Here is a 6,155-nt window from a genome sequence, read left to right on the forward strand (position 1 = left end):
CACTGTCACCGCGAGCGGCACCAATTACCGGTCGGCGACGCTCGCCCAGCAAGTGCGCGCGCAGCTGGCCCGGTCGGCTAAGACCGCCGCCCCGCCAGCCGCCGAGGCCGCTCCGTCGGCGCAGCTCAGCGCCTGCGTGCTGCACCTGACCGGGCAGATGCGGCCCAGCCTGGTCGACCGGGCGACGTATCAGGGCAAACCCGCCTATGTGATCGCCGTGACGAACTGGGCGTGGGTGGTCGGAACCGGCTGCACCGCGAGCAACCCCGAACTGATCGCGTCGGTAGGGCTGTGAGAGTCGCCACGGGCCCGTTCGGAAGAAAAATCATGGCTGCCCTGGCAGTCATGGCCGTGGCCGTGCTCACCGCATGCTCGTCGCCCTCCGCGGGTCAGCCGGTGACGCCTAGTTCCTATTACCTGGCGCTCGGCGACTCGCTGTCCCAGGGGGTGCAGCCGGACGCGGCCGGCGCCAGCGTCGAGACCGGGCAGGGCTACCCGGACCTGGTGTACGCGACGCTGCTGGCCAGCCATCCCGCGCTCCGCCTGGTCCGCCTCGGGTGCCCAGGAGAGACCACGCAGACGATGATGCACGGCGGAATCTGCCACTACGCCGCTGGCTCGCAGCTCGCCGCCGCCAGCGCCTTCCTGCGCGCCCACCGCGGCCATGTGTTCCTCGTCACCATCGACATCGGCGCCAACGACCTCGAAGACTGCGGCAATCAGCCGAGCCTCACCCGGCTCGCGTCCTGCATCGGGCAGCTCCCGAAGGCCACCGCCAACGTGGCGGCGATCCTGGCCAGCCTGCGGGCCGCGGCCGGACCTGGCGTCCGCATCGCCGGGATGAACTACTACCTCCCCGCACTCGCCGAATGGCGTAGCGGCCTGCTCGGGCGCGCGACCGCCCAGCTCAGCGAGAAGTTCGCCGTCGCGTACGACGACCTGCTCAAGCGCGCCTACGGCCAGGCGGGGATCACCGTGGCCAACGTGTTCGAGGCCTTCGAGACCACCAACTTCGGCGACCCGGTCACGGTGCCCGGCATCGGATCGGTACCCCGCAACGTGGCGCGGATCTGCCAGTGGACGTGGGAGTGCGCGCCGCCGCCGCGCGGCCCGAACCAGCACGCCAACGCCGCTGGCTATCGCGTCATCGCAGACGCGATCCTCGCGGCGACGAAGCTGAGCTGACCGTGCTCGCGCGGAAGAAGGCCATCGGGAATCTCCGGGCCCTAGGATCGGTTAAGCGGGTTGCAATCTTAACGAAGGGCACATGCAAGTGACTGACGTACGTGACGTCATCATCATCGGCTCCGGGCCGGCGGGCTATACGGCCGCCGTCTACGCCGCCAGGGGCAGGCTGAACCCCCTCGTCTTCGAGGGGTCCGTGACCGCCGGCGGTGCGCTGATGCAGACCACCGAGGTGGAGAACTTCCCCGGATTCCCCGACGGCGTTATGGGACCTGAGCTCATGGACGCCATGCGCAAGCAGGCGGAACGGTTCGGTGCCGAACTGGTGTCCGATGACGTGGTTGCGGTAGACCTCACCGTCTCGCCCAAGGTGGTGAAGACGGAGACCGACACCTACCTGGCCAAGGCCGTGATCATCGCGAGCGGTTCCAAGTACAAGGAGCTGAACGTTCCTGGCGAGAAGCAGCTCTCCGGGCGCGGTGTGTCCTGGTGCGCGACGTGCGACGGGTTCTTCTTCAGGGGGCACGACATCGTGGTCATCGGCGGCGGTGACTCGGCGCTCGAAGAGGCGACGTTCCTGACCCGGTTCGCCGATTCCGTGACGCTCGTGCACCGGCGTGACACCCTCCGCGCTTCGAAGATCATGCAGGACCGGGCCATGGCGAACCCCAAGATCAAGTTTGTGTGGGACAGCCAGGTGGTCTCGATGGAGGGCGACAACGGCAAGCTCACCGGTGTCCGCGTCAAGAACGTGCACACCGGCGACGAGAAGGTGCTGCCGGTCAGCGGCGCGTTCATCGCGATCGGCCATTCACCGCGCAGCGAGCTGTTCGCCGGGCAGCTCCCCACCGACCCCGACGGCTACCTCCTCGTCGAGCAGCCGACCACGCGCACCGCGATCGAGGGCGTCTTCGCCTGCGGTGACGTCGTGGACCGGACCTACCGGCAGGCCGTCACGGCGGCGGGCACCGGCTGTGCGGCGGCGATCGACGCCGAGCGCTGGCTGGCGGAGCACGAGTCTTAAGCAGAGCGACAGTTACAACACGGAAGGTGTGATCAAGGATGGGTGCGACCAAGGTCGTGACCGACGAGACTTTCGACGCGGAGGTGCTGCAGAGCAGCAAGCCCGTCATCGTCGACTACTGGGCCGAATGGTGTGGCCCGTGCCGGATGGTCTCGCCGGTTCTCGAGGAGATCGCGAAGGAGCACGCCGACAAGATCGACGTGGTCAAGCTCAACATCGACGAGAACCCGGCGACCTCGCAGCGCTACCAGATCATGGCCATCCCGACCATGTCCGTCTTCCAGAACGGCCAGGTCGTGAAGCAGATCGTCGGCGCCAAGCCGAAGGCGGCGCTGCTCCGCGAACTCGCCGAGTTCATCTGAGCGGTTCCGACGCTTGAGCGGCGGGCAGGCCATCCGGCCTGCCCGCCGTTTCGCGTTTGCCTCAGCTGCTGCTGACGGCGGCCGGGCTTGGCCGGAGCAGAACACGCTCGGGGTTCATGGAGCCGAGCAGCCGCTCCAGCGCTACTTCCACGTCTTCCCGCCAGGTGAGCGCCGTGCGCAGTTCCATCCTGAGTCTCGGGTGCCTGTGATGCGGGCGGACGGTCTTGAACCCGACCGCGAGCAGGTAATCGACGGGGAGCACGCAGGCCGGGGCGGTCCATTGCTTGTCGCCAAAGGCCTCGATCGCCCTGACCCCGCGGCGCGTCAGGTCTTTGGCCATTCCCTGAATAAGCATTCGGCCGAGTCCGCCGCCGGAGAATTCGCTAAGCACCCGCGCGGTCATCAGCAGCACCGCGTCCGCGCTGACCGGACTGGTGGGGAACGCGACCGAACGGGGCACATATTGCGGCGGGGCAAAGAGCACATAAGCGGCGGGCACGCCGTCAACGTAGAGAATCTTCCCGCAGCTCCCCCACTCCAGCAGGACGGAAGAGATCCACGACTCTTTTTCCAGCCCGGGATCTGACGCCTCGGCCCTTGCCTTGCTCACCGGATCGAGTTCCCAGAACACGCAGGAACGGCAGGTCGGCGGAAGGTCGCCAAGATTATCCAGCGTTATGTTGACGAGACGGCGTGACATCTTGTTGCGTTCCCCGATCAGGTCAGCGTGCCCGCGGTACAGCCCCCATTCTGGCACGGTATCCCCGCCGTCAGGAGGGAATGCCGTGACCGCTGAGCAGGCACCAAACTTCGGCACTGGGTCGCGAATCCGCCGCGTGGCGCCGCTCGAGCGGGCGGCGGAGCGGGCCCAGGGCGCTTGAAATAAGCTCGCAGGCATGCGAAAAAGCTTTGGCAGCGACAACCACTCTGGAATGCATCCAGCCGTCATGCGCGCCATCGTCGAGGCGAACGCCGGGGACGCGGTCGCCTACGGCGCGGACCCGTGGACCGCGCGAGCCGTTGGCGAGCTGCGCCGGCTCGCCGGCAGGGACGGCGAGGTGTACCTGGTGCTCAACGGCAGCGGCGCGAACGTGCTCGGGCTCGGGCTGCTGCTCGCCAGGCATGAGGCAGTGATCTGTGCGGAGTCCGCGCACATAAACACCGACGAGTGCGGTGCCGCCGAGCGGATACTCGGCACCAAGCTGCTGACGGTTCCCGCGCCGGACGGCAAGCTCACGCCCGAACTGATCGCCAGCCGCCTTGCCGGACGCGGGGACGAGCATTTCGCGCAGCCAGGCGTTGTCGCCATCACCCAGTCGACCGAGGTCGGAACCTGCTACTCGCTCGCGGAGCTGCGCAAGGTCCGCGAGTTCTGCGCGGACAACGGACTGCGGGTCTTCATGGACGGCGCCCGGCTGGCCAACGCCGCGGCTTACCTGGGCTGCACGCTCGCCGAGCTAGCCGAGCAGGCGGACGTGCTCAGCTTCGGCGGCACGAAGAACGGCGCAATGGGCGTCGAGGCAGTCATCGTCATGCGTTCCGGCGATGCCGCCAATGCGCCGTACCTGCGCAAGCAGCACATGCAGCTCTCGTCGAAGATGCGCTTCCTGGCGGCGCAGTTCATCGCGCTGCTCGACGATGACCTGTGGCTACAGAACGCGAGGCACGCCAACGCCATGGCCAGCCGGCTTGCCGCGGGCCTGGCGGACTTGCCTGGCGTGGAAGTGGTCTACCCCGTCGAGGCGGATGCGGTTTTCGCCCGGCTGGCCCGCCAGCATGTCGCCGAATTGCAGCGCGAGTGGACGTTCCACGTCTGGGACGAGACGACGTCGGTCGTCCGCTGGATGACGGCCTTCGACACTCAGGAGCGCGACGTGGATGACTTTCTCGCCAGCATCGCGGCCGTGGCACGGCGGTGATCCGCTTGGTTTCACGTGAAACACGCCGGCGAAGCGTACTTCGTTTCACGTGAAACCAAGCCATCTGTTGCCGTTACATTGGACTGACGATTCCGGTCAATCACCCGCACCCGGTACCAGGGAGATGAAGTGGCGCAGCAACGGCGAGGCCTCGGCAAGGGACTCGGAGCACTGATCCCGGACGCCTCGCGCCCTGGCACCACGACTGGCGCGGGCTCGCCGATCGGCGCTGGTTCCGCGGCACCGCTGGGATCGCCCGGCACAGACGGGCATGGGGACGGTGCGGCTGAGACCGCGTTGCGCCCAGTCGCTGGGGCGTACTTTGAGGAAGTCGCGGTCGACTCCATCACGCCGAATCCCCGGCAGCCGCGGCGGACTTTCGATGACGACGCACTCGATGAGCTGGCCGCTTCGATCACCGAGGTCGGACTCCTCCAGCCGGTGGTGGTGCGCAGCCTCGGTGGTTCCCGCTACGAGCTGATCATGGGCGAACGGCGCTGGCGTGCGTCCCAGCGAGCCGGCCTGGACTTCATTCCCGCCATCGTTCGCGCGACTCATGACGACGACATGCTGCGGGACGCGCTGATGGAGAACCTGCACCGTCAGCAGCTCGACCCCCTGGAGGAGGCCGCGGCGTACCAGCAACTGCTGGACGACTTCGGCGCGACCCACGAGCAGCTGGCGCAGAAGGTCGGCCGGTCCCGGCCGCACATCAGCAACACGCTCCGGCTGCTGAACCTGCCGCCCGCCGTGCAGAAGCGGGTCGCCGCTGGTGTCATCAGCGCCGGCCACGCCCGCGCGCTGCTCTCGCTGGACGACCCCCAAGCACAGGAACGACTGGCGCAGCGCATTGTGGCGGAAGGACTCTCGGTCCGGGCCGTCGAGGAGATCGTCGCCGTTGGCGACGACACCCCGGCGAAGTCGCACCGCAGGGCCGCCACCAGAAAGCCAGTAGCCCCGGCCCTCCGTCACCTCGCGGACCGGTTGTCCGATGTATTCGAGACGAGGGTCAAGGTCGAATTCGGCCGCAACAAGGGCAAGATCGTGGTCGAGTTCGCCACCATCGACGACCTGGAGCGGATCGTCAAGTCCATGACCCCCGAGGCTGCCAGCGTCCGGCAGGCCGACGAGTAGCCGCTGCGGGGTGACGTCGTACGACGCCGAACTGCAGCGGCACAACGAGGTCCTGCGCCAGGCTTGTGGTGTCCAGTTCCGCGACCACGTCCTCGACATCGGGTGCGGGAGCGGGCAGACGACCCGGGAGGCCGCGCGCGCAGCGCGGGCAGGCAGTGCGCTCGGGGTAGACGTCTCCGCGGCTGCCGTCGAGCGTGCCCGCGAGGCCGCCCGCGCCGAGGGAATCCGTAACGTCACTTTCGAACGCGCCAATGCAGAGGTCTACCGGTTCCCGCAGGAGCACTTCGACCTGGCGATTAGCAGGTTCGGCACGATGTTCTTCGACGACCCGGCCGCGGCGTTCGCCAACATCAGCCGGGCACTGCGCCCGGCCGGCCGCCTGGTGATGATGGTCTGGCAGGCCCCCGAGCGCAACGGGTGGGACGTCACCATTCGCCAGGCTCTCGGGATGACCGCGATCTCAGCCGGCCTGCCGGATGCATTCTCGCTCGCCGACCCGCCCGCCGTGACAGAAATCCTGGAGGGTGCGGG

General features: G+C 67.8%; 8 protein-coding genes. 7 read left to right on the top strand and 1 reads right to left on the bottom strand.

Going from position 1 to position 6,155, the window contains the following annotated elements; all coding sequences use genetic code 11:
* From WA805_RS15765 to trxA, 4 genes are all read left to right on the top strand, one after another.
* Positions 1–295 (top strand): hypothetical protein (locus WA805_RS15765; RefSeq protein WP_425242703.1); only part of this gene is annotated, 295 nt, incomplete at its 5' end.
* 32 nt (positions 296–327) lie between these two features.
* Positions 328–1,185, top strand: coding sequence for an SGNH/GDSL hydrolase family protein (locus tag WA805_RS15770; protein WP_422275241.1), 858 nt, complete (start codon positions 328–330; stop codon positions 1,183–1,185).
* Positions 1,186–1,273: 88 nt separating this feature from the next.
* Entirely contained in the window at positions 1,274–2,209 is a 936-nt protein-coding gene (gene trxB, locus WA805_RS15775) for a thioredoxin-disulfide reductase (protein ID WP_425242705.1), read from the top strand.
* A gap of 38 nt (positions 2,210–2,247) precedes the next feature.
* Complete coding sequence (trxA, locus tag WA805_RS15780) at positions 2,248–2,571, top strand: thioredoxin (RefSeq protein ID WP_422275245.1); 324 nt, start codon at positions 2,248–2,250, stop codon at positions 2,569–2,571.
* Between the two features lie 61 nt (positions 2,572–2,632).
* Here trxA and WA805_RS15785 read toward each other — a convergent pair whose 3' ends face one another.
* A complete protein-coding gene (locus WA805_RS15785) occupies positions 2,633–3,271 on the bottom strand; it encodes a GNAT family N-acetyltransferase (RefSeq protein ID WP_422288580.1) in 639 nt (212 codons plus the stop codon).
* Between the two features lie 196 nt (positions 3,272–3,467).
* Between WA805_RS15785 and WA805_RS15790 the strand changes: the two genes are divergently transcribed.
* From WA805_RS15790 to WA805_RS15800, 3 genes are all read left to right on the top strand, one after another.
* The gene (locus tag WA805_RS15790; RefSeq protein ID WP_424561995.1) at positions 3,468–4,490 is read left to right on the top strand and encodes a threonine aldolase family protein; all 1,023 of its coding nucleotides are present in this window, start codon (positions 3,468–3,470) and stop codon (positions 4,488–4,490) included.
* A 129-nt stretch (positions 4,491–4,619) separates the two neighbouring features.
* Entirely contained in the window at positions 4,620–5,624 is a 1,005-nt protein-coding gene (locus WA805_RS15795; protein WP_422282159.1) for a ParB/RepB/Spo0J family partition protein, read from the top strand.
* A 10-nt stretch (positions 5,625–5,634) separates the two neighbouring features.
* Positions 5,635–6,155 (top strand): class I SAM-dependent methyltransferase (locus WA805_RS15800; protein WP_425242704.1); only part of this gene is annotated, 521 nt, incomplete at its 3' end.

This window comes from Trebonia sp. (assembly GCF_049794275.1).
Lineage (GTDB): Bacteria > Actinomycetota > Actinomycetes > Streptosporangiales > Streptosporangiaceae > Trebonia.

Excerpts from the sequence above, each read along its gene's own strand:
- WA805_RS15770 (WP_422275241.1), top strand. The coding sequence starts at position 328 with ATGGCTGCCCTGGCAGTCATGGCCGTGGCCGTGCTCACCGCATGCTCG.
- trxA (WP_422275245.1), top strand. The coding sequence starts at position 2,248 with ATGGGTGCGACCAAGGTCGTGACCGACGAGACTTTCGACGCGGAGGTG.
- WA805_RS15785 (WP_422288580.1), bottom strand. The coding sequence starts at position 3,271 with ATGTCACGCCGTCTCGTCAACATAACGCTGGATAATCTTGGCGACCTT.
- WA805_RS15790 (WP_424561995.1), top strand. The coding sequence starts at position 3,468 with ATGCGAAAAAGCTTTGGCAGCGACAACCACTCTGGAATGCATCCAGCC.